Annotated in this window: 18 protein-coding genes; 8 read left to right on the top strand and 10 right to left on the bottom strand. The window is 46.5% G+C overall.

Annotated elements, in window-relative coordinates; genetic code table 11:
* The first annotated feature begins 139 nt into the window (after positions 1-139).
* From A7K50_RS05950 to A7K50_RS05925, 6 genes are all read left to right on the top strand, one after another.
* A complete protein-coding gene (locus A7K50_RS05950; protein WP_119774990.1) occupies positions 140-553 on the top strand; it encodes a PspC domain-containing protein in 414 nt (137 codons plus the stop codon).
* A complete protein-coding gene (locus A7K50_RS05945) occupies positions 553-849 on the top strand; it encodes a DUF5668 domain-containing protein (RefSeq protein ID WP_119774989.1) in 297 nt (98 codons plus the stop codon). Before A7K50_RS05950 ends, A7K50_RS05945 begins: the two co-directional genes overlap by 1 nt.
* Positions 850-1,210: 361 nt before the next feature.
* The gene (locus A7K50_RS05940; protein WP_119774988.1) at positions 1,211-2,290 is read left to right on the top strand and encodes a hydrogenase small subunit; all 1,080 of its coding nucleotides are present in this window, start codon (positions 1,211-1,213) and stop codon (positions 2,288-2,290) included.
* 3 nt (positions 2,291-2,293) lie between these two features.
* Positions 2,294-3,859 (top strand): nickel-dependent hydrogenase large subunit, encoded by a 1,566-nt coding sequence (locus A7K50_RS05935; RefSeq protein WP_119774987.1) that lies wholly within the window; start codon positions 2,294-2,296, stop codon positions 3,857-3,859.
* A gap of 20 nt (positions 3,860-3,879) precedes the next feature.
* Positions 3,880-4,503 (top strand): Ni/Fe-hydrogenase, b-type cytochrome subunit, encoded by a 624-nt coding sequence (gene cybH, locus A7K50_RS05930; protein ID WP_020491268.1) that lies wholly within the window; start codon positions 3,880-3,882, stop codon positions 4,501-4,503.
* A gap of 115 nt (positions 4,504-4,618) precedes the next feature.
* Entirely contained in the window at positions 4,619-5,119 is a 501-nt protein-coding gene (locus tag A7K50_RS05925) for a HyaD/HybD family hydrogenase maturation endopeptidase (protein ID WP_026156230.1), read from the top strand.
* Between the two features lie 105 nt (positions 5,120-5,224).
* Here A7K50_RS05925 and A7K50_RS05920 read toward each other — a convergent pair whose 3' ends face one another.
* Together A7K50_RS05920 and A7K50_RS05915 are read right to left on the bottom strand one after the other, a co-directional pair.
* Entirely contained in the window at positions 5,225-6,433 is a 1,209-nt protein-coding gene (locus A7K50_RS05920; RefSeq protein ID WP_243103659.1) for a pyridoxal phosphate-dependent aminotransferase, read from the bottom strand.
* A 129-nt stretch (positions 6,434-6,562) separates the two neighbouring features.
* On the bottom strand, positions 6,563-6,943 hold the full coding sequence (locus A7K50_RS05915) for an iron-sulfur cluster assembly scaffold protein (protein WP_119774985.1): 381 nt from the start codon (positions 6,941-6,943) through the stop codon (positions 6,563-6,565).
* A 370-nt stretch (positions 6,944-7,313) separates the two neighbouring features.
* Between A7K50_RS05915 and A7K50_RS05910 the strand changes: the two genes are divergently transcribed.
* Positions 7,314-12,278: an Ig-like domain-containing protein gene (locus tag A7K50_RS05910; RefSeq protein WP_119774984.1), complete on the top strand. Its 4,965-nt coding sequence runs from the start codon at positions 7,314-7,316 to the stop codon at positions 12,276-12,278.
* A gap of 61 nt (positions 12,279-12,339) precedes the next feature.
* A complete protein-coding gene (gene amrB / locus A7K50_RS05905; protein WP_119774983.1) occupies positions 12,340-13,221 on the top strand; it encodes an AmmeMemoRadiSam system protein B in 882 nt (293 codons plus the stop codon).
* Between the two features lie 100 nt (positions 13,222-13,321).
* On the opposite strand, the gene A7K50_RS05900 is transcribed toward amrB, so the two are convergent.
* The 8 genes from A7K50_RS05900 to A7K50_RS05865 all read right to left on the bottom strand — a co-directional run bounded on the left by A7K50_RS05900 (position 13,322) and on the right by A7K50_RS05865 (position 21,982).
* On the bottom strand, positions 13,322-14,545 hold the full coding sequence (locus A7K50_RS05900; protein WP_119774982.1) for an aspartate aminotransferase family protein: 1,224 nt from the start codon (positions 14,543-14,545) through the stop codon (positions 13,322-13,324).
* Between the two features lie 42 nt (positions 14,546-14,587).
* Complete coding sequence (gene argB / locus A7K50_RS05895) at positions 14,588-15,490, bottom strand: acetylglutamate kinase (protein ID WP_119774981.1); 903 nt, start codon at positions 15,488-15,490, stop codon at positions 14,588-14,590.
* 119 nt (positions 15,491-15,609) lie between these two features.
* Positions 15,610-16,857: a bifunctional glutamate N-acetyltransferase/amino-acid acetyltransferase ArgJ gene (gene argJ / locus A7K50_RS05890; RefSeq protein ID WP_119774980.1), complete on the bottom strand. Its 1,248-nt coding sequence runs from the start codon at positions 16,855-16,857 to the stop codon at positions 15,610-15,612.
* Positions 16,858-16,924: 67 nt separating this feature from the next.
* Complete coding sequence (gene argC, locus A7K50_RS05885; protein WP_020491277.1) at positions 16,925-17,953, bottom strand: N-acetyl-gamma-glutamyl-phosphate reductase; 1,029 nt, start codon at positions 17,951-17,953, stop codon at positions 16,925-16,927.
* A 299-nt stretch (positions 17,954-18,252) separates the two neighbouring features.
* Entirely contained in the window at positions 18,253-18,951 is a 699-nt protein-coding gene (locus A7K50_RS05880; protein WP_020491278.1) for a response regulator transcription factor, read from the bottom strand.
* A 28-nt stretch (positions 18,952-18,979) separates the two neighbouring features.
* Complete coding sequence (locus tag A7K50_RS05875; RefSeq protein ID WP_119774979.1) at positions 18,980-20,455, bottom strand: HAMP domain-containing sensor histidine kinase; 1,476 nt, start codon at positions 20,453-20,455, stop codon at positions 18,980-18,982.
* A gap of 62 nt (positions 20,456-20,517) precedes the next feature.
* The gene (locus tag A7K50_RS05870) at positions 20,518-21,270 is read right to left on the bottom strand and encodes an ABC transporter permease (protein ID WP_020491280.1); all 753 of its coding nucleotides are present in this window, start codon (positions 21,268-21,270) and stop codon (positions 20,518-20,520) included.
* Positions 21,257-21,982: an ABC transporter ATP-binding protein gene (locus A7K50_RS05865; protein WP_119774978.1), complete on the bottom strand. Its 726-nt coding sequence runs from the start codon at positions 21,980-21,982 to the stop codon at positions 21,257-21,259. The genes A7K50_RS05870 and A7K50_RS05865 overlap by 14 nt, the downstream gene beginning before the upstream one ends.
* Positions 21,983-22,075 lie beyond the last annotated feature (93 nt).

Genomic DNA, 22,075 nt, shown 5'->3' with positions numbered 1-22,075 from the left:
AGATGGAGCTCTCAAAATAGACCCGCTGGAATATAAATGATGAGAATCCATAGATTTATGAAGAAATGACTTTTCGATTCCGCGAAGAAGCTAAACCGTCGAAGAAGGTTCTTTTGAATTGGATTAAGGGGGATGGGTCATGAGTAAACAAATCTATCGGTCTCAAAACAAAGTGATTGCAGGGGTCTGCTCTGGAATTGCGGAATATTTTGAAATAGATCCTACGATTGTACGGATCATCTGGCTGCTCGCATTTTTTGCTGGGATTGGAATTCTTGCCTATCTCGTCTGCTGGGTAGTGATTCCTCAAAAACCTTTTGGCTCATTCGGCAGTTCTCAAAACTATGCCGGCTCAGCAGATATCCCGAATAATGATTATGATCAGGCTATCAATAAAGACAAAAGCCTTAAAGTATTTGGCATTGCACTGATCATTGTTGGTGCCGTATTTTTGTCAGACAGACTCTTCGACTGGTTCGACATTGACATCCTGCTGCCCATAGGTTTGATTGCCGTTGGTGTTTACGTGTTGTTTGCGAGGAGAGATCATTAATGAAAAAAAACATTACCCTGGGTGCGGTGATCATTCTAATCGGTGTAATCTGGCTGCTTAGTAATCTTGACGTTTTTTCGTTTTCAATCATCGGGACTTTTTTCCTATCACTCAGGAAGCTCTGGCCTCTGCTGTTGATCGGTGCCGGTGTCAGTCTATTGATTAGCAAGAACTCCATTCTGAAAATGATGGTTTGGATCATTATCGTCATTTGTATCATGTTTTATGGTATTTATGGAATGAATAACGGCACGTTGAATTACCCGGAATTTAAACTGCAAGAACATCTTTACTGATTGCATTGACCTTAAGTTGTTTTTTTGAAGGCTTTTGTCTCTCCAGATGATACAATCTGTATCAGAAAGATAAATATTTTGTCTATTTTGATAATTTTGATCTAGCTATGACTTTTTCGTGTTGGCTTATTTGCATGTTTTTTCGGCTGTTTTATGTTTTGATGTTTTGGTACGCTTCTTGCATCTATTAATTTGGAAAATAGATAAACTTTATATATATTTGGATGATTTTTTTCGGTATATTGCTCACTGCAATAATATATTTTTACGAAAATGTATTATCTAAATATTTATAATTTTTATCCTATTTTATATTAAGTAAGAATGTTATTTTTTGGACATGTGGAGGAGGAATTGCAGAATGAACACATTTGATGCTCTGGCAGCAAGAGGAGTATCCCGACGCAGCTTTTTGAAATTGATGGCTGCAACTACGGCAGCTTTAGGTCTCCCTGCTGCAGTATCTCCCAAGGTCACTCAAGCTGTTGAGACCGCCTTGGACAAACCGCCGGTCGTATGGCTGCATGGAATGGAATGCACAGGCTGTTCCGAGTCACTTTTGGCAACACTTAATCCGTCAGCAGCCGAAGTGGTCCTGGATATGCTTTCAATTCGTTATCATGAGACCATTATGGCGGCTTCCGGCTATAAGGCCGAGGAAGCTTATCAGGAAGCCCTGAAAGAAAACTTTGTGCTCGTCGTCGAAGGAGCTATTCCCTCGAAGGAAGACAGGTATTGCATGGTCGGCGGCAAACCTTTCCGGGAAACCGTTCTGGAAGCTTCCAAGAAAGCTCAGGCCATTATTGCCGTCGGCAGCTGTGCAACCGATGGCGCTGGAATCCCCGGAGCCTGTGAGGTTGACGCTGTCGGCGTCCGTGAACTGTTGAAACAAAATAACATTTCAACTCCTGTCATCAATCTCCCATGCTGTCCAGTCAAACCGGCCACCATGCTCGGAACGATTGTTTACTACCTGACCTATGGCACGGTCCCACCCTTGGATGATCAGGCCCGCCCGGTCGTTTTCTACGGTAAGCTGCTTCATGACAACTGCCCGCGCCGTGGCCAGTTTGAAGCCGGCAACTATCTGAAAGACTGGAATGATCCCACCCAAAAAGACTATTGTCTGCTCCTGAAAGGCTGCAAAGGCCCGAAGACGTATACCGACTGCGCACAGGTTTGGTACAACGACAATACCAACTTCTGTATCAACGCCGGTTCACCGTGTTCCGGCTGTTCAGAGGCAGGATTCTTTAAAACCTTCAGTCCTCTTTATGACAAACAAGAAGGCTTTGAACTTCCCGGTATCGGCCAAATCAATGCCGATGCTACCGGCAAGATTATCGGAGGCGTTGCCGTAGCAGGCATTGCCGTTCACCTTGCAGCTACGGCAACCACCGGCCGTTTAGGCAAAAAAGACCATGGACATAAGGAGGAGTAAGGAATGTCTGCACAAAAAATTGTTATTGATCCTATTACCCGTATCGAAGGCCACTTGAAAATTGAAGTAGAAATTGAAAACGGTGTCGTCTCGAACTCCCGCGTCATTGGCACCATGTACAGGGGTCTTGAAAACCTGGTTGTCGGTCGCGATCCCAGAGATGCCAGTTATGTTACGGAACGCGCCTGTGGCGTTTGCTCAACAGTACATGGCTTGGCTTCCGCGCTGGCTTTGGACGCCGCTTTTGGTGCTGAAGTCCCCTACGGCGGCCGCCTTATTCGGAATCTGATTTACGGCGCAACACTTTTGCATGACCACCCGCTCCATTTCTATCATCTGTCTGCTCTGGATTATTTAGATGTCATGGCGATTGCCCAGTACAAAGGCAATGATGCCGGTTTGAACGGCGTTAAGGACAAAATTTTGAAACTGGTTGCAGCTAACGATACAGCGCCTCTGACGCCGCGTTACAACCCCGATCAATATTGTGTAAATGATCCTGAACTTGTTACGTTGGCTGTTGCGCATTACCTGAAAGCCTTGGAAATGCAGGCAAAAGCCAAGAAAATGTCCGCGATATTTGCCGGTAAACAACCACACCAGTCCTCGATCGTAGTTGGCGGCGTCACGATACTGCCGACACTGGAGCAAGTCTTCCAATACCGTTCTATGCTGATGGAGCAGATCGCCTTCGTTGAAAATGTCTACCTTCAGGATGTCCTGACCTTCGGAACCGGGCCGCTTCTGCCTCTGGCCCAGGCCGGCGTTGGCGGTAGTCATGGCAATTACATGTCTTATGGTGGATTTGCCGGAGATGCAGAAGGAAAAGATTTGTTATTTACACCGGGTATCGTTCTCGACAATAACCTGGCGACCGTTCATCCGTTCAGCATCGACAAAATCACGGAAGATATCACGCATGCCTGGTACAAGAGCGACAAAGGCAGAACTCCTTATGAGGAAGACACGGTTATTGATTTGGATAAGAAGGACGCCTATACCTATGTCAAAGCACCGCGCTATGAAGGCAAACCGATGGAAGTCGGACCGCTCGCCCGTATGCTCGTCATGCAGCCGAAAGTGCTTATGGACGTTATTACGAAATATAACATCAAGCCCGGCGCTGTCGCTCGTCATGCCGCCCGGGCGGTGGAAACCATTCTTATGGCTAAGAAAATGCTCGAATGGGTCGATTCCCTCATTGCCGAAATGGGCAAGCCAAATTTTAAGATCCATGATACCGATCATTGGGAAATCCCTAAAAGCGGTCAGGGCGCAGGCCTGATTGAAGTTGCCCGCGGGTCGCTTGGCCACTGGATTAAAGTTGAAGACCATAAAACAGCAAATTACCAAATGGTCGTCCCCTCGACTTGGAACTTTTCACCGACAGATGGAAACGGCGTTTTAGGCCCGGTTGACAAATCCATGATTGGGGTACCGGTACCAGATCCGGACAATCCGATCAATGTCGTCCGTGTCATCCGTTCCTATGACCCATGTCTGGCTTGTGCAATTCACCTAATCGATCCGCAAAGTAACGAAATTAAGAAATACCAGATTGGCTTCTAAGGAAAGAGAGGGAACAAAAAATGGCTAAAGCATCTGATCATCCGCTTATCCAGCGAATCTCTCACTGGATAAACTTAATCACCTTTGCGGTCCTGATCTCGACCGGTTTTGTCATCCATGCTCCTTTCCAGGGAGCCAATATGAATGTCGCCAGAAATCTCCACTTTATCTTCATGTACATTCTGGTGATCAATGGGATTGTACGTTTCTATGTCTCCTTTTTCGGGAAAAATAAAGATTATAAGGAGTTTTTCCTGAACAAACTGGATCTGAAGACTTTTATCCCCCAGATTAAATATTATCTGTTTATTAGTAAGGAACATCCAAAGACCAACAAGTACAACCCGCTGCAGAAATTTGCCTATATTGCATTACCAGTCCTGGCAGTCTTTCAGGCCATCACCGGGATCATTCTATATCTGCCGATGAAGTTCTCAGGAGCTGCTCAAGCACTTGGCAGCCTGGCTGCAGTCAGAGGGATCCACTATGTTGTGATGTGGTTGTTTATTGCGATCATCTTTGTTCATGTTTACCTTGTCTTTACTGAAGCTAAGGATGAGTTTTTTCTGATGTTCTTCGGTAAAACCGGTAAGAAAGAAAAGGGCGGCGCTAACAAAGCAAATCAGTCGGCCGTAAAAAGCTGATATTTGCAGGCTAAAAATTTAATTCAATCATATTGAGTATAATATTAAAAGTAAAGCTAGTATCATCGTATTACTAGCTTTACTTTACGAAACTTTTTAGGAAAGGACTTCACGTATGACTCCACCAAAAATTATGCTGATGGGCGTAGGGAACGTTTTACTAAGTGACGAAGGCTTAGGCGTTCAGTTTTTAAATGAATTTAAGCCTGAAGAACTTCCTGACAATGTCGAGCTGCTGGAAGGCGGAACAGCCGGTCTGGAACTGGTTCATCTGATCAAGGAAATTGATTTCCTGATCATCGTGGATGCGATCAATGCCCAGACAGAGCCTGGCAGTGTCTTCCGGTTCTGTCCGGAAGATATCCGGGTTTTCCCGGAGAAGTACCAAGTATCGTTTCATCAGGTGGGCATTCTGGAAGTTCTTGCACTGGCGGGCATTCTGGGGAATACTCCCCAAACCCTGATCTATGGTGTTCAACCGAAGAGTCTGGAATGGGGCATGGACCTGTCAGAGGAAATTAAGGCGGTTTTCCCGCGACTCAAGGGACAAATGTTCAAGGAATTTGCTCAGATTAACGCTACATCCAGCTTTCTGCCTATTCCGCCTGCCGAATAGGCAGAAAATGCTTCTTGCTTAACATCAAATCAAAAAGATACCGCTGATAGCTTTTATACTATTGGCGGTATCTTTTTGTAACTTACAGTTTTACGACAAACCTCGCTATTTCAGCTTAGCCAAAAAGCAATGCAGCCTTTTCATACCTTCCGTTATCTGTTCCGGAGAACTTGCATAAGAAATCCGTAAATATCCCGATGCCAAGAAGGCGCTGCCGGGTACAACGGCAACCAATTCGGAGTCCAACAGCATATTGCAGAATCCGATATCATCCTTGATCTTCTGTCCTTCAAAGGACATGCCGATACAGTTCTTAATATTTACAAAAACATAAAAGGCGCCTTCAGGTTCCGGAAAGGAGATATGCGGCATTTTACGCAAAAGTCCGCAAATCAGATCCCGTCTGTCACTAAAAGCCGCCTTCATTCTCAGCACATCTTCCCTGCTTTCCCGCATCGCCCCGACTGCGGCCCATTGGGCAATGGAGCAGGCATTCGAGGTCAGATGGCTTTGAAACGAATTAATCTTGGAAGATAACTCGAGTGGGGCAATCGAATAACCGATCCGCCAGCCTGTCATCGCATAGGCTTTGCTCACCCCGTTAATGATAATTGTCCGGGAAGCCAGCTCCGGCATAAGTTGCAGCGGATTAATATGTTTGTTCTGACCGTAAACCAGCTTCTCATAAATCTCATCCCAAATCAGCCAGAGATCATGCTTCTGGGCGATCTCAGCCAGGCCTCTAACGGTCTTCTCGTTAAATAGGACCCCTGTCGGATTGGATGGGGAGTTCAGCAAAAGTGCGATGGTTCTGTCCGTAATTGCGGCTTCTACGCGGTCCAATCTTGGTATAAAACCACTATCTTCTGTTTCCACGATCACCGGTTTCCCATCTACAAGATGGATCTGTTCGATATAGCTTACCCAAGCCGGCGCAAGTAGGACAATCTCATCCCCTGGATCAACGATCGCTGCCAGCGCTTCATATATGCAAGGTTTGGCTCCCGGGCCAACGACTACCTGTCCCGGATCAAACTTCAGACCAAATTCCTTTTGGTAATAAGCACAAATTTCTTGACGAAGTTCAGGAACCCCAGGTGTTGATGTATAATGAGTTTTCCCTTTTTCCATCGCTTCCGCCGCATACTTGAAAGCGGACGGCGGGGACACGAAATCTGGTTCCCCGGATCCAAACGAAATAACATTCTTTCCCTGGCTCTTTAATTCTTTGGCTTTGGCGTCAACAGCCAACGTAGCAGACGGCTTCATGCCCAGAATGCGCTGGGACAGCTTCATACTTTCAAATCCTTTCACCTATGGCGTTCTGTATATGGTGCAGACATCATGATTGCAGGCATTGTTATTGAAACTATTTATTATCATATCGTAAATAATCAAAAATTTCATCATATTTCTGCCATTTTGGCAAGATTTTCGACACTTTTAGCTCTGATCTTTTCTTTTGGATTCATAATCTTCGATAGCTTTTTTCAGGGCCTGGGGACCCAGCACGGAACAATGAACTTTACTTGCCGGCAGGCCATCCAGCGCGTTGAAAACGTCTCTGCCGCCTATATCTAAAGCCTCCTCAATACTTTTTCCTTTGACTAAAACTGTAAACATGCTGCTTGCTGCTACAGCCGCGGCGCAGCCAAACACCAGGTAACTGATATCCGTCAGGATACCATCCTTTACTTTCAGATAGATCGTCAGCGAATCTCCGCAGGACACATCTCCGAAGATTCCCTCGGCATCCGCGTCAGGCATGCTTCCCACATTTTGCGGGCACATAAAATGTTCAATAACTTTATCCGAATAATCCACGTTTCTTCCTCCGGTCTAATCCCAATCTGTTTTCTCCAGAATCGTTTCAACCCTTTCGACCCTATATCTCTAATAGTCTACAACCAAAATTCTTTTTTCTCAAGTCTAAACGAGCGCGGTCTAAAGAAGTGCACATGGTCTGAAGAAGAGCGTTCTTGCATAAGCATAGTATGGCGTGCAGCAGCAGAGGCGGCTGCAAATCCATAAAACAAGTGCTTCATCCATAAAAAGGATATTTGTCAGGCTGTATAGAATTATCGATTAATTACGTCTAATATGTTGTTAAACACTTCTAATCTGTTATCAGATACTTCTAATAGGATATTAAACTGACAATACCATCGTATTGTGTCGAAAGGATGGTTAATTCATGGCAAAGAATTTCAGGAACTTGATGAGTTGGAAAAAGTCAATCAGCATCGCCTTAGTTCTTGTGATGGCTATCAGCATTTTTTACGGATTTGACTTTTTCCGTCTGAATGACAGAACAGTTTTGGCCTCGGATATCGCTATTACTGCGGTTGACTTGGATCAGCTCGGAGTTGATACCACGACAACTTTTTTACTGACCAGTAAAGAAAGCCTGACAGAAAAAACAGTGAAAGCATCACTCAAGCTTAGTCCGAAATTTTCCTACACCTTGGATAAACAGAATAATGGCAAGAGCTATAAAATTATTCCCGAGGAAGAATTAGCGCCGAATACGATTTATCGTCTGGCCTTTGATCCGGAAGCATCGGGAAAGGAAAACCTCAGCTGGGCCTTCCAGACCAAAGCAGCCTTTCAGGTGCTTCGTTCCCTTCCCGGAGATAAAAGCACCGCTGTTCCGGTAGACACAGGAATTGAATTGACTTTCTCTTCCGACAACTATGAAATTAGCAGCCTGAAGGATTATTTCAGTATCTCACCCGAGGTGAAGGGGGCTTTCGAAAAGCACAAAAAAACGCTGGTATTTACGCCGGAAGCACTGCAATCGGCCACCGTCTATACGGTCACGCTCAAAAAAGGCTTTGTACTCCCCGGTACGACGGAAACCCTGTTCGAAGACTATCGTTTCAGCTTTGAGACCGGGACGGTTGAACAGAACAATCCTCCTTTTACGTTTGATCTGAACACAAGTCTGACCGAATTCAGCACCAGTGAGCAGCCTGCATTTTCCGTATATTTCACCAACAATACATATTCGGAAGGTCAAATCATAGATACGCCTCCGCTTCATATCAACCTTTACCGCTATCCGGATCACCAAAGCTTTCAAGCCTCTCTGACGAAACGGGATGTTCTGCCTGACTGGTCCTACTATACCTGGAACCATTATCTCGAAAAACTACCGTCAGCCTACATACTGGCTGAATATGACACCGAATTTCTGAAGACAGACCCTTACAATCAATACATCATGCTACCAGGAACACTGGAAGCAGGGTACTATTCTGCAGAATTCCAGGCAGAGGAATCCGTCAGGCAAGTCTGGTTCCAGGTAACCGATCTTGCCGTCTACCTTGCCCAGGGACAGGACGAAAGCCTCTTTTGGGTTAATGACCTGCAGACCAAAGCATCCGTTGCTGAAGCCACTGTCAGTCTTGAAAATAAGAAGATTATCGCCAGTACGGATAAATCCGGTACGGTTTTGATCAAGCAAAAGCTGTCCGGCGAGCAGAGAAGTTATGCTTGGATCCGGCAGGGAGGCAAAGAGATCCTTGTCCCCATAGAAGCCTGGGATGAAGAAGGTAACACCGGCCAGATCAATCCGTCGGATTACTGGAAGTATCTCTATTTAGACCGAGGACTTTATAAGCCTGGGGATACGGTGAACTTCTGGGGAATCACTGCCCCGCGGTCCGGGAACAGTGCGCAGGGCAGCCGGATTGAACCGCTTCGCAATCTCACAATTGAAGTATATGGTTATGACGGTGCCTACTACCCGGGGGGTGAGATTTCTCCGATCCTGATCCAGGAGACCGCAGTAAAAGATGATTGTTTTCAGGGTCAAATCAAACTTCCCGTTCTAAAACCCGGTTACTATGACCTGCAGGTTAAATCTGGCGATGTTCAACTGCTCTCACGAAGCTTTTCTGTAGAAAACTACCAAAAACCGGCCTATCAAGTAACATTGACTCAAGATAAGAAAGCCATCTTCGCCGGAGAGAAGGTGAATTTTCGGTTCTCAGCCGCCTTCTTTGAAAGCACGCCTGTCCCAAGTCTGTCTTTGCACTACTTTTTATCTGATCAGGAAGGTGACTTGACTACCGATGCAAAAGGAACGGCAGTACTTTCCTATACCGGCAAGGCTCGCGCAGAGAATTATACGGACTACGATTTTCAGACTTGTTCAGCCAACGCCACCCTTCCCGAAGCAGGGGAAATCTACAATTACACTGAACTGCTTGTCTTTAAAAGCAAAGTCTACATCAACGGCCAAGCGATCCGCCAGAAAGATACCTATACCCTCTCCGCCAAATTATCATCTGTTGATTTGACCAAGCTAAACAATGGAGAATTTGCTTCTGAAGAGAACTATCTTCAGGGGCCGGTTGCCAATGCCCCGGTGAAAGCTAAGCTCTACCAGGAAGTCGTTACAAGAACCGAAACAGGTCAGTACTATGATTTCATCAGTAAAAAAGTAGTCAGATCTTATAATTATGACTATGCCACAAAACTGGTCAGTGAGTTTACACTAACGACAGATTTTGACGGAACACTGAAATATACAGGTCAAATTGATCCGAAGGAATCCTACAATCTCTATCTTACAGCACAGGACAGTGACGGTCGATCCTTTACAAGACAATTATACATCAGCAAGCAGGACCCTCAGCCGGATAATGCTTATTACTTCCTGCAGGGAACACCTGGTATTGACGGTTATAATCCTGGGGACCAAGTTCAGGTGTCCATGATGGTCAATAGCCAAGTTTTAAATCCTGCCGGAAGAAATATTTTATTCTACCACGGTCAAAAAGTCATTGATGCCTACCAGGTAAGCACCACCCCTAAGTACAGCTTTTTGTTTACCGATTTGTACATTCCGAATGTTACCGTAGGCGGGGTCTACTTCGACGGGAGCAGCTACTATGAAGCGAGCAGCGTTATGATACCGTTTGCAAGCCAAACAAAAAAACTGAATGTCGCGGTACAATCGGATAAGACAGAATATCGGCCCGGCGATAAAGTTCACTTGAGTCTTAAGGTGACCGACGGCAACAATGCCCCGGTTAAAAGGGCTCAGATTAATCTAAATCTTGTTGATGAAGCCCTATTCAGCCTGCAAAACCAGAGTGTGGACCTTCTGAACAGCCTCTATGGCGATAATCAGTATCTGACACTGATAACCAGAAAGTCCCATTATCACCCTGGTTTTTATGGTTTTGCTGAGTCTGGCGGGGAGGGCGGTTCGGGACGCAGTGATTTTCGGGATACCATACTCTTCACCACGCTGCAAACCGACAGTAGCGGGAATGCCTCAACGGACTTCACCCTACCGGACAATCTGACGTCCTGGCGGGTTACCTACCAGGCTTTTACTCAGAATCTTCAGGCTGGAAGTGGCACCTCACAGCTTCCGGTACGCCTGCCATTCTTTGTCGAAGTGACACTGAACAGCAATTATCTCGCAGGAGATTCTCCAATTATTCTTACACGTTCTTATGGAGAAAAACTGAAAAACAGCCAAAATGTTTCTTATACCATGAAACTAAGCAGTCCCAGCGGCAAGGAACAGACCTGGCATCAAAGTGATACAGCATTTTCTGCTGCAGATTGGAAGCTGCCGGCCCTCGAAGCAGGCACTTACCATCTGACCGTATCCGGCAGCCAAAATGGCCTTACTGACACGCTGACCAAGGAATTTACCGCTGTGAAATCGTTTCAGCAGAGGATTGTATCGGACCAAAATCTTTTAACGGAAGGCCAGGGACTCAAGGGTTCTTCTGAAGAACCAACGACAGTGATCTTCAGTGATTCTGAGAAGAGCCAGTACCTCCGGGGTCTTTACCAGCTGATCTGGAATAATGGAAGTCGCCTTGAGCAAAAGCTTGCCGCCCAGGAAGCCGCCAAGCTTTTGGAAAAGTACTTTTCCGACAGTCCCGAATCTAATATCTCTCTGGTTGGAGATACGGAGGATCGGGCTTCTCTGCTCCTTTATCAGCGGCCCGACGGTGGAATCAGCATCCTCTCTTATGGAGAAAGTGATCCGGCCTTGTCGGCAATGGTCGCTTCCGCTGCCCCAGGTGTCTTTGATGATCAGGCCTTAATCCGCTATTTTTACAGAATTCTGGAAGCTAAAGACGCAGAAGCAGGAAAAGGGGGAGATCAAGGAAATCAGGGAAGTCAGACACCTACGGCAGAAGATGAAAGTGTAATTCTTCTCGGGCTCGCTTCCCTGGGAGAGCCTGTTCTTCTGCAGATTGACAGCTATATGCAGAAGGAAGATTTGTCTGCGGAAGCAAAGATCAACCTGGCTCTGGCTCTTCTGGAAACCGGGGATGGAGCCTACGCCAAACAGGTTTATAAGGAATTGCTCAGCACTTATCAGCAGGACCTCGGTTCCGTACTGCGAATCAACGTAGGAAGAGATCAGGATGATATGATTCTGGCTACAACCCGGATGGCACTTCTGGCAGCGCGCCTGGACCAGCCGGAGAAAAGCAAGCTTTACCAGTACCTGCTTGAGAATCCAGGCAAAGATATTTTGAATACGCTCGAGCAGCTGGAAATACTCCGCTACAATCTTCAGTATATGGCCTCTTCGCCTGTAAGCTTTACCTATGAACTAAACGGGAAAAAAGAGACCAAAATCTTAAAAAATATGAACTTCTTTAAACTGACCATTCTACCTGAGGATTTAACGAAGATATCATTTACCAGGATTAAAGGCAAGGTTGGCATGATAAGCTACTACAGTGTTCCGGTTCAGGCCGGAGAAGGATCAGAAAATACAGATCTTAAGATCAGCCGTACCTATCGCGTCGGCAGTATGGTGACAAATACCTTCCATCGCCAGGACCTCGTCCAGGTTGTGTTAAGCTATAACATCGGCGATAAAGCGCCCCAGGGGCTTTATGAAATTGTGGATGTGCTTCCTGCCGGTCTTGCTCTTATCCCACGTCCCGAAAATTACAATGAAGACCCGACTGCCAAAAATCACTGGGATTATCCAACAGAAGTCAATGGACAAAAGCTGGTCTTCCAGGTCGGCAAGGACAAAGGCACGATTACGTATCTGGCACGAGTTATCTCACCTGGTGAATTCAACTGTGAAGCACCCGTTTTGAGCAACATTAAGAACAGTATTGTCTACACAAGCGGCAGCCAATCCAGGATTGTGATCAAATAAAATGGGGGCATGACCTATTACGAATATTCGCTGCTTTGTTTTATGTAAAACTACCTTAAACATGACTGCCTTACTATTATTATGCTTTTTTTTCTTACTCCTTTCCGGATGCGGCGGAACAAGCCTAACGGAAAAGTCCTCCGGCGAAGACGACGGGATATCCGTTTCCTCCCATCCCGGTTTTATCACCACGGAGGAATTAAATGCTATCCTGACCGACCAGCCTGCTGTACCTTCCAAGGCAGATAAAAGAATCGTAAGTGCCGTGATGCCGCATCATCTGACAGCCGCCCGCCTCATTAATGATCTGATGCAAATACTTGCCGCGCAGGAGCCAGGCCTAATCATCCTGGTAGGCCCAAACCATCTTAACAAAGGGAACCGGATTATTACAGGCCTGTATAACTGGGAGACTCCTGAAGGCCTTGTCGAAACGGATCAGCCGACGGTCAACCTTCTGCTTAAAAACAGCCTGGCGAGCAGAGATGAGGAAAACCTCTCTTCGGAACATTCCATTGGCTCGCTAGTGCCGCTTATTAAGCATTATCTTCCCAAAGCAAAAATTGTACCGCTCATTCTGCATCATGATGTCACCCTTCAGGAAGTCAATACGTTGCTTGCCGGGATCGAGCCTTTTCTGAATGAACATACGGTTCTGATCTCGTCGGTTGACTTTTCACATTATCTGACCCGGGCCGAAGCCCAGGTCAAAGACCGCGAAACCTTGAAATATATGCAGGAATTCGATTATCCTGCCCTCTTCAGGCTGGGCAATGATTACCTGGATTCCCCTGCATCGCTCACTGCATCTTTCCGGCTGGCTGAGAAACAAGGAATTCGGGCTTTTCACGTTTTGGGCAACACAAATTCCGGTATACTCCTGCAAAACGATATGACTCAGACAACCAGCTATTTTACGCTAGTGTTCTACGCTGATATCTGAAAATCATAAAAGGGGGGCGTAACGGCACTCTGATAGAGTTTGGTTACGCCCTCCCTTTTTATTCATTTTTATCTGTTGGTTATTATTATCTTATCTGTTCTTACTTTACGTTAAAGCTCCTTTGAAAGGCCTGCTCCAGAATTTTCATCGCCTTGTCAATTTCGTCAAATGTGACTGTAAGCGGCGGTAGGAAACGTAGGGTCTTGCCGCCGACGCAGTTGATTAGCAGTCCATTTGCACAGCAGTTGTTGACAATCTCGGGTCCGTTTTCTTCAACAGGCAGGCCGACCATCAGCCCGAGCCCCCTGACCTTACCGGGTAAATCAAATTTTTCAGCAAGCTTCTGCAGCTTATCCTGGAAATAATACCCCTTGTTCTCGATCCCGGTCAGAAAATCTTCCCGGGTCATGATCTCCATCACTTTGCAGCCGACAGCCGAGACCAGATGGTTACCTCCGAAAGTCGAAGCATGGTCTCCCGGCTGGAAAGAAGCAGCTGCGTTATCTGTTGCGAGCATCGCACCAATCGGTACACCATTGCCCAGTGCTTTGGCCAGTGTCAGGATATCCGGCTTTACGCCGGACCACTCGTAGGCAAATAGTTTCCCGGTCCTGCCCAGCCCACACTGGACTTCGTCAAAGATTAGCAGCGCCCCGTACTTGTCGCATAATTCTCTGGCTTTTTGCAGAAACTCACGCGAAACAGGGTGCACGCCGCCTTCCCCTTGCACAGGTTCGATCATTACAGCCGCAGTCTTCTCATTGATAACCCCTTCCAGTCCGCTCAAATCATTCAGCGTGGTATAGGAGAATCCTTCCGGCAGCGGCTCATATCCCTTCTGGTACTTAGCCTGGCCTGTGGCTGTTATCGTTGCCAGCGTCCTGCCATGGAACGAATTCTTCAGGGATACGATCTGAATTTTTTCAGCCCTAAAATGCTCCTTGGCATACTTCCTCACCAGCTTGATGGCAGCTTCGTTGGCCTCCGCTCCGCTGTTGCAGAAGAATACTTTATCCGCAAACGAATTGTCCGTCAGCATCTTCGCGAGTTTGACCTGCCCAGGGATCCAGTACAGATTGGAGGTATGCAGGATCTCTCCCGCCTGTTCGCAGATGGTTTCCACGATCTCCGGATTGGCATGTCCAAGTGAGGTTACAGCCAGCCCCGCGACAAAATCCAGATATTGCTTGCCGTCACTGTCCCAGACCAGCGATCCAGATCCTTTGACTAACGCCATTGGCAAACGGCCATACGTATTCATGACATTTTCTTTGCCCATCGCGATCATTTGTTCCGTATTCAACTCTATATTCATATCGACCATCGACCTTTCTTCCCTATAATACGGTTTATTAATATTCTCCGTTTATTTAATCATCGTCCCTATCCCGCCGTCAGTAAACAATTCCAGCAAAATCGCATGCGGCTGCCTGCCGTCCAGGATATGAACGGTACCTGTTCCCTGTTCCAGCGCATTTACTGCACATTCTATTTTCGGTATCATTCCGCCTTTAAAGATCCCTTCCGTCATCATTGCCGGTACATCCTCCTTCGGGATAACGGAAATAAGAGACTCTGGATCATTGATATCTCTCATAATTCCCTTAACATCGGTCAAAAGCAGGAATTTGTCAGCCTTTAAGCATCCGGCGATGGTTCCGGCAGCCGTATCGGCATTTACATTATAGCTTTCGCCATCATCTCCACCGGCCAGCGGTGAAATAACCGGAATATATCCCTGATCGAGAAGGCTGGTAATGATCCCCGGCGTAACCTTCTTGATCTCACCGACATATCCGAGATCGATCTCCTTGACCATTCCTTGTTCATTAGCCAATTGCATCGGTTTCTTCTCGGCAACGAGCAGTTTAGCGTCCTGGCCGTTCAGCCCTACTGCCTTTCCGCCAAAGCTGTTTAGCATCGAGACAATCTCCGTGTTCAGCTTTCCGACCAGAACCATCGCTGCAATTTCCATGGTCTCTTTATCCGTAACCCTTAATCCCTGTACAAACGTGCTTTCTTTGCCGACACGCTTTAGCATCGTATTGATTTCCGGTCCTCCGCCGTGAACAATAACCGGGCGGATGCCAACCGTATGCAGCAGCACGATATCGAGCATGACCTTTTCTTTAAGCTCCTGATCGATCATCGCATGCCCGCCATATTTGATCACAACGGTAGACCCGGAGAATTTTTGAATATACGGCAAGGCTTCGATCAGAATATTCGCTTTATCCAAATCGCTGGTCTCTGCACTAAAATCTTCCATTTTGAGCGCCTCCTTTACCCCTCTTCATAAGGTGTCCCTAAAAAACTTAAGTGTTTTAAACAGATAATCACCAGTAAATAACATTTATATTTGATAGTCGGTCAATTAAGCTTCTATTCTTACGTCCGGTAATCAGCGTTGATGTCAATATACTTATGTGTAAGATCACAGCCCCAGGCCACAGCCTGTTCATTTCCGTCACCTAGGACGATGTCGACCTTGATGTCTGTATTCTTCAACAAAACCGCAGCTTCCGTCTCGGAAAACGGCAGCCCCTGTCCATGTGCAGCGACTTGCAGCCCGTTCAGATAGATATCCGCTTTGTTCGGATCAAAGCTGGCTCCGGAGTATCCTGCTGCAGCCAGGATTCTTCCCCAGTTGGCATCTTCACCATACATGGCCGATTTCACCAAATTAGAGGAACAGACACTGCGGGCGATCGTTCTGGCGGCTTCCAATGATACAGCCCCTGCGACTTTCACTTCCAGGAACTTGCTGGCCCCTTCGCCGTCTCTTGCAATCGCTTTGGCCATCGTACAGCAGGCTTCCCGGACCATGGCAGAAAAGTTCTCCCATTCCTGACCTTCCGGCGCAACTCCCGATAATCCGTTGGCTAAGATCACGACCATATCGTTCGTACTGGTATCTCCATCCACGGTCACCATATTGAAGCTTTCATCCGTTGCCGCCTTCAGCAGTCCTTTCAGCTTATCCTGCGCAACCTGCGCATCCGTCGTGATAAAACACAGCATCGTTCCCATATTAGGGTGGATCATACCCGAGCCTTTAGCCATGATGCCAAGTTTTATCGTTCCCTGGGCACACTGCAGTTCAAAAGCAAGTTCTTTGCAAACCGTGTCTGTGGTCATAATAGCCAACGCCGCCTGGTGAGCGTATTCAGTTTTTTCACTTTCGGAGACTTTTCCCTTAAGTGCCTGAACTTCCTTTGCTGCCAGCCTGATTCCTGGGATGACTTTAGCCAGCGGCAGTTCCTGCCCGATTACCCCTGTAGACGATACCAGAATATCTTCCGGAGCAAAGGCGAGCTCTGCTGCGGTCACCCTGGCCATCTCCAAGGCAGCGTTGTCACCAATCTCTCCCATGCAGGCATTGGCATTACCGCTATTGACGACAATAGCCTGCGCTTTGCCGTTTGCAAGATGTTTCTCGGTGAGTACCAGCGGATGGGCCTTCACGACATTGCGCGTGAACATCCCTGCCGCACTGGCCGGAATCTCAGATAGGATCAGCGCTAGATCGTATTTGTCTTGATATTTTATGCCTGCTTGAATCCCGCAGGCATAAAATCCGAGCGGCGCGGAAATCCCGCCATTTATTTCTTGCCAAGGATATAATTTATCCGTCATTTTTATTCCTCCTTCGATCTTTTCTGTCTCTAGATGTTTGGGGACAAATGAAACGTCCATTTATCTCCTATGGCCAGAGCGCAGTGGTTTGAAGGCCCGTCGTTTCCGGAAGCTCAAACAGGATGTTCATATTCTGGATGGCCTGGCCGGATGCTCCTTTGACCAAATTGTCAATCACGGAAACCAGGACGACCCTGCCGGTCCGCTGGTCATATCTTAGCTGAAGGAATGCGTGGTTGCTCCCATACGTATATTTCGTCTGGGGCCACTCTTTCTCCGGCAGCACATGAATAAACGGTTCCTTCTCGTAAGCTTGCTGCCAGCAATCCCGCAGTTCCTGCTCCGTTATTCCACTCTTGACAGTTGCATAAACGGTAACCAGTATGCCTCGGGTCATTGGCACGAGATGCGGGGTAAAACTAATCACGACTTTCGCATCCGCTGCCCCGCTTAGCTGCTGCTCGATCTCCGGTGTGTGGCGATGCACACCAACACCGTAAGCTTTAAAATTCTCATTTACTTCGGAATAATGAAGGTTCTGGACAATCCCGCGGCCTGCTCCTGAGACACCCGACTTGGCATCGATGATGATGCCGGTTGGATCAAGTAGTCTTGCTCGGAGTAGCGGCACCAGCGCTAGCTGGGATGCTGTGGGATAACAGCCCGGATTCGCCACAAGGGCTTTCCCTGCAATTTCATTTCTGTATAGTTCTGGCAGTCCGTAGACAGCCTCTGGCAGCAAAGCTGGATCAGCATGCTTAACCTTATACCAATTTTCATACTCCTGGGCGTCTTTAAGTCTGAAGTCGGCTCCAAGATCCACAATTTTTATGCCGCGTTCCATCAATTCCCTAGCTCTGGCCGCTGCTATACCATGCGGCAGTGCCATAAACATCACGTTGACATCAGGTATCTCCTCCGCCTCCAGCACGTTTTCCAGACTTTCCTGAAGGTGAGGGCAAATATCTGAAATACGCTTTCCCGCAGATGTAGAAGAGCCTAAATACGCCAGCGTGACCTCCGGATGGTTATTTAATAAACGAAGCAATTCCTGCCCTGTATAGCCGGTTGCTCCAAGAATTCCAACTTTAATCATCCATATCCCTCCTGTAACGGTAATGCAGCGTTTAGTTTATTTAATAATTTATTTTAATAATTATACACTTATGTGAATAATTATTCAATACCTAAGCCCTTAAATTTTTACTTTTCTCCGATACTTCTTTTAAATTATTCTGATCAATTTTTCTATCTATTCTCTCAGTTTATCTTACTATACATTCCGTCTTTTTCCAAAAAAAAATACTCTCCGTTATGCGAAAAGTATTTTTCATGAGACCTTACAACACGATCTTCTTCCTTTGCTGCGTAATGGATTCATTTCTGATGTTCTTATTAAACCCTGAACCGGTAGCCTGCTCCCCAGACCGTTTCGATATACTGCGGGTTGGAAGGGTCGCTTTCTATTTTATCACGCAGTCGGGCGATATGAACCGTGACCGTAGCAGAATCACCGAGCGCCTCAAGTCCCCAGACCTTTTCAAATAATTCGTCTCTGCCGAATACCCGGTTGGGATGCCCTGCCAGATATAAAAGCAGCTCAAATTCTTTCTGGGCCAGATTGGCTTCTTTGTCATGGATATAAACTCTGCGGGCTTCTTTCTCGATCCTGAGTCCACGGATCACTACAGTGTTGTGCCTTATCTGCTTTTCGCTGAATTTCTTCTTCAGTTTTTCATAATTCTGCAGATGCGCTTTGACCCTGGCGACGAGTTCACCCGGGCTGAAGGGTTTCGTGATATAGTCATCCGCTCCGAGATTAAAGCCTTTGATTTTGTCGATTTCCTCTTTTTTAGCGGATACCAGAATCACAGGAACCTCTTTTTCATCTCTTAGACTGCGCAGAATCTCCAAACCATCCAGACCCGGAAGCATGATATCAAGGATTAGGAGATCATAGCCGTTTTCCTGGAACTGCTTCAGACCGGCAGAACCATCCGCACAAATATCGGCTGCAAAACCTTCCACTTCTAGGTAATCTTGTTGCAGTTCCGCAATATTCAGATCGTCTTCAATAATCAGAATCTTTTTCATAACAGTCCTCGTTTTTGGATGGTTTTCTTCATGTAGATTTAGAGTTGACATGGTACTCGTCTTTAAGATAGGCCAGTGAAATCAAAATACTCATTCCTTCCTTGCCGTGGGACGTTGCCCAGATAATACCCTGATGCCCCTCGACGATCTGTTTGGCAATCGCAAGTCCGAGGCCGCTTCCCTCAATCCCTGTTCTGGCCTGATCGGAACGGTAAAACCGGTCAAAAATATACGGCAGATCCTTTTCACTGACTCCACACCCATTGTCCTGAAACTCCATAATAATACTGGAAGGCGTCTCCCTGAGCAGAACCCTTATTACCGCCTCATCTTTGTCTATATACTTGCGGGAGTTGTCCAGAATGTTCATTACAATTCTTTTCATTCGTTCCCGATCAAGAAAAACGCAGCGCTTTTGGGTCAGGTCACTGAACATTTCCGTGTGTATTCTATTATTTTCGAGTTCAGGTTCACTTTCCAGTAAGCAGTTTCTAATGAATTCCTGAACATCGGTCCTTTCAAAATTAAACGGAATCTGGTTTAGATCAAGTTTGGCGTAGAGCAGCAAATCATCAATCATCTTATCAACCTGCTCAGCCTTTACATAGATGGTTTTCAAGTATTTCTCCGTTTTTTCCGGGGTATTTGCGACGCCGTCCAAAATGCCTTCAACATAACCCTTAATCGAAGTAACGGGAGTCTTTAAATCATGGGATATGCTGGATATCAGCATTTTTCTGTTGTCTTCGTATTTCAGCTGGGTATGGATCGATTCCTTGAGCTTAAGGCGCATAAGCTCAAGGTCCCGGCACAATGCTTCAATCTCCTGGTCACCTTCTTCGGCAATCTGGCAGTCTAGGTTGCCGGTCCGGATCTCATCTGCAGCATGTTGTAGATGATTCAGTGGCTGCAAAACCGCCCGCGAAAACTGATAGGAGATCAGGATGTTCGTAACAATGAAAGAGCAAAGGAACGTCAGGCCGATCACAATGAGAAACTGAATCAGGCCGTTAGCTGCTTGATCCGGTGGAACGAGCAACAGCACGGTTCCCCCAGCAGTATCTGTGGGATCCTGCGCAATAATCTGAACCGTAAAGGACTGACCACTGATCACAATGCTTTCCTTGCCAGGCTTGTTTTGTCCTGCTTCCAAGGCCTTAGCCAGCTCAATTTTGCCAATTCCCGGTGCATCCAGCGAGGTATAGATCATGCTATCATCCTTCAGGATAATCAGTTCGCCTCCGATTTCAGCTATTTTCTGGCGCAGCAGCCGCTGGAACTTTTCATCGGCAATCGCGTCGGGGCTCTCCTGCTGGATCAGTCTTTCTATATCCATCAGTACTGCCTCAACCTGAGAGGCCCGCTGGTAGCTTTCCCAGGAATATATATTGCCATATAGTTTGCTGTATATAAACAGATAAGCCATGGCGACCAGTACTGTAATCAGTACCGGAATTGCCACGGTAGCTGCATTTGCTGCGATTAAGCGTTTCTTAAGATTCATTGCAGGTCCTCATCATATTCAAGTCATTTAGTATCGTCTTTAAGCAAAGCAAATTCTGCGATTTAGAACTCTTTTTTATCAAATAAATAAAACCCTGCTGTAAAAAACATCAGCGCGTAGCCGAGCATCAGACAAAAATCCCTGCCAATCTTCGCCAGCGGAAAAGAATTAGCCAGCCACAAATTATACCAGTCAAGCTGCGTAGTAATCAGCAGGCTTGTGTACTGGGAAAAGAAAATGCCAAAAGCCTTGATGGCCAGAAAAGCAATAACCGCAATAAAAAATACCGATGTGCCACTTTTAAATATATTGGTCAGAAGCACAATCCCCAAAGCCAATGTAAACAGTGGAAACAGACTGATCACATAAGCAAGCATCGTTCGCTCTACGGCGGCAAAAGTAGCGGAATTGGCATTAAACAGAAAACCGGCCAGCATTGAGAAGACCATTAGGATCAGTAGGTTGGCTAGAATAAAAACCGCAATGGCCGTGACTTTAGCCATAAATACTTTCAACCTGCTGACCGGCCTGGTCAGCGTAACACGCATCAAGTTATGGGAAAATTCCCCGGAAAAACAATCAATGGCGACGAGCGCTGTAAACAGTGGCAAAATTGTATTAACGACGACCGATAGAACCAGTACGGGAAATTCCACGCTGCCGGCGCCTCTTACACCAAAGCCGCTTCTGACACCAACGACAGCCAGCTGCCCCAGCACAATCACAACCAGTGAGATAATCAGCGCAACCAGAGCTTTCTTCTTTTTGTACAGCTTTTCAATTTCATTGATCAAAGCAGCTTTATACGCGGCCATTGCGTTCCACCTCACTGACAAAGTAATTTTCCAACGTGGCGTAATTCTGCAGAATCTTTTCCGTGCTGTCCACATTGAGCATCTTTCCGTTGACGATGACCCCAATCCTGGTGCAGGTAAGTTCAACATCATGGATCAAATGGCTTGAAATAAAAAAGGTCGTTCCTTCCTGTTCAGCCATCTGCTTAATGAGATTACGGACATCGATCATCCCCTCGACATCGAGTCCGTTCAATGGCTCATCCAGAATCAAAACTTTAGGCCTGGCCAGAATAGCCGCAGCTAAACCCAAACGTTGCTTCATGCCCAGGGAAAACTTCCTGGGTTTTTCCTGTTTGTATTTGATCATACCGGTAAGCTCCAGAACTTCATCAATTCTGTGGTCATCGACTCCCGGATAATACCGGGCACGCTGCCTTAAGTTCTCATAAGCGGTCAAGAACGGATAAGAGTCAGCAATTTCAATAATACAGCCAACTTCCGCCATGGCCTTCTCATACGATTCGGTAATACTATGCCCGAAAATCTTGACATCACCGCGGTCCGACCGGATTAAGCCGGTCATGACCTTCATTGCCGTTGTTTTTCCTGCACCGTTTGGCCCAAGAAAACCAAAAATATCTCCCTGATCAATTTCCAGATTGATATCGTCAATACCCCGGCCATTTTTATACAGTTTGGTCAAGCTGCATATTTCAATTACTTTTTCCATTTAATTGCCCCCATTGCGCATGCAAGGAGCCTGCCGGGGAATCCCGGCAGCTCCAATTTTAAAGTTATTGCCATTGGTTATTCGTTTTGTTAC

Origin of the sequence: Dehalobacter sp. MCB1, assembly GCF_003590275.1 — a bacterium.
Classification (GTDB): Bacteria; Bacillota; Desulfitobacteriia; order Desulfitobacteriales; family Syntrophobotulaceae; genus Dehalobacter.
This window is presented reverse-complemented; position numbering and strand designations above follow the sequence as displayed.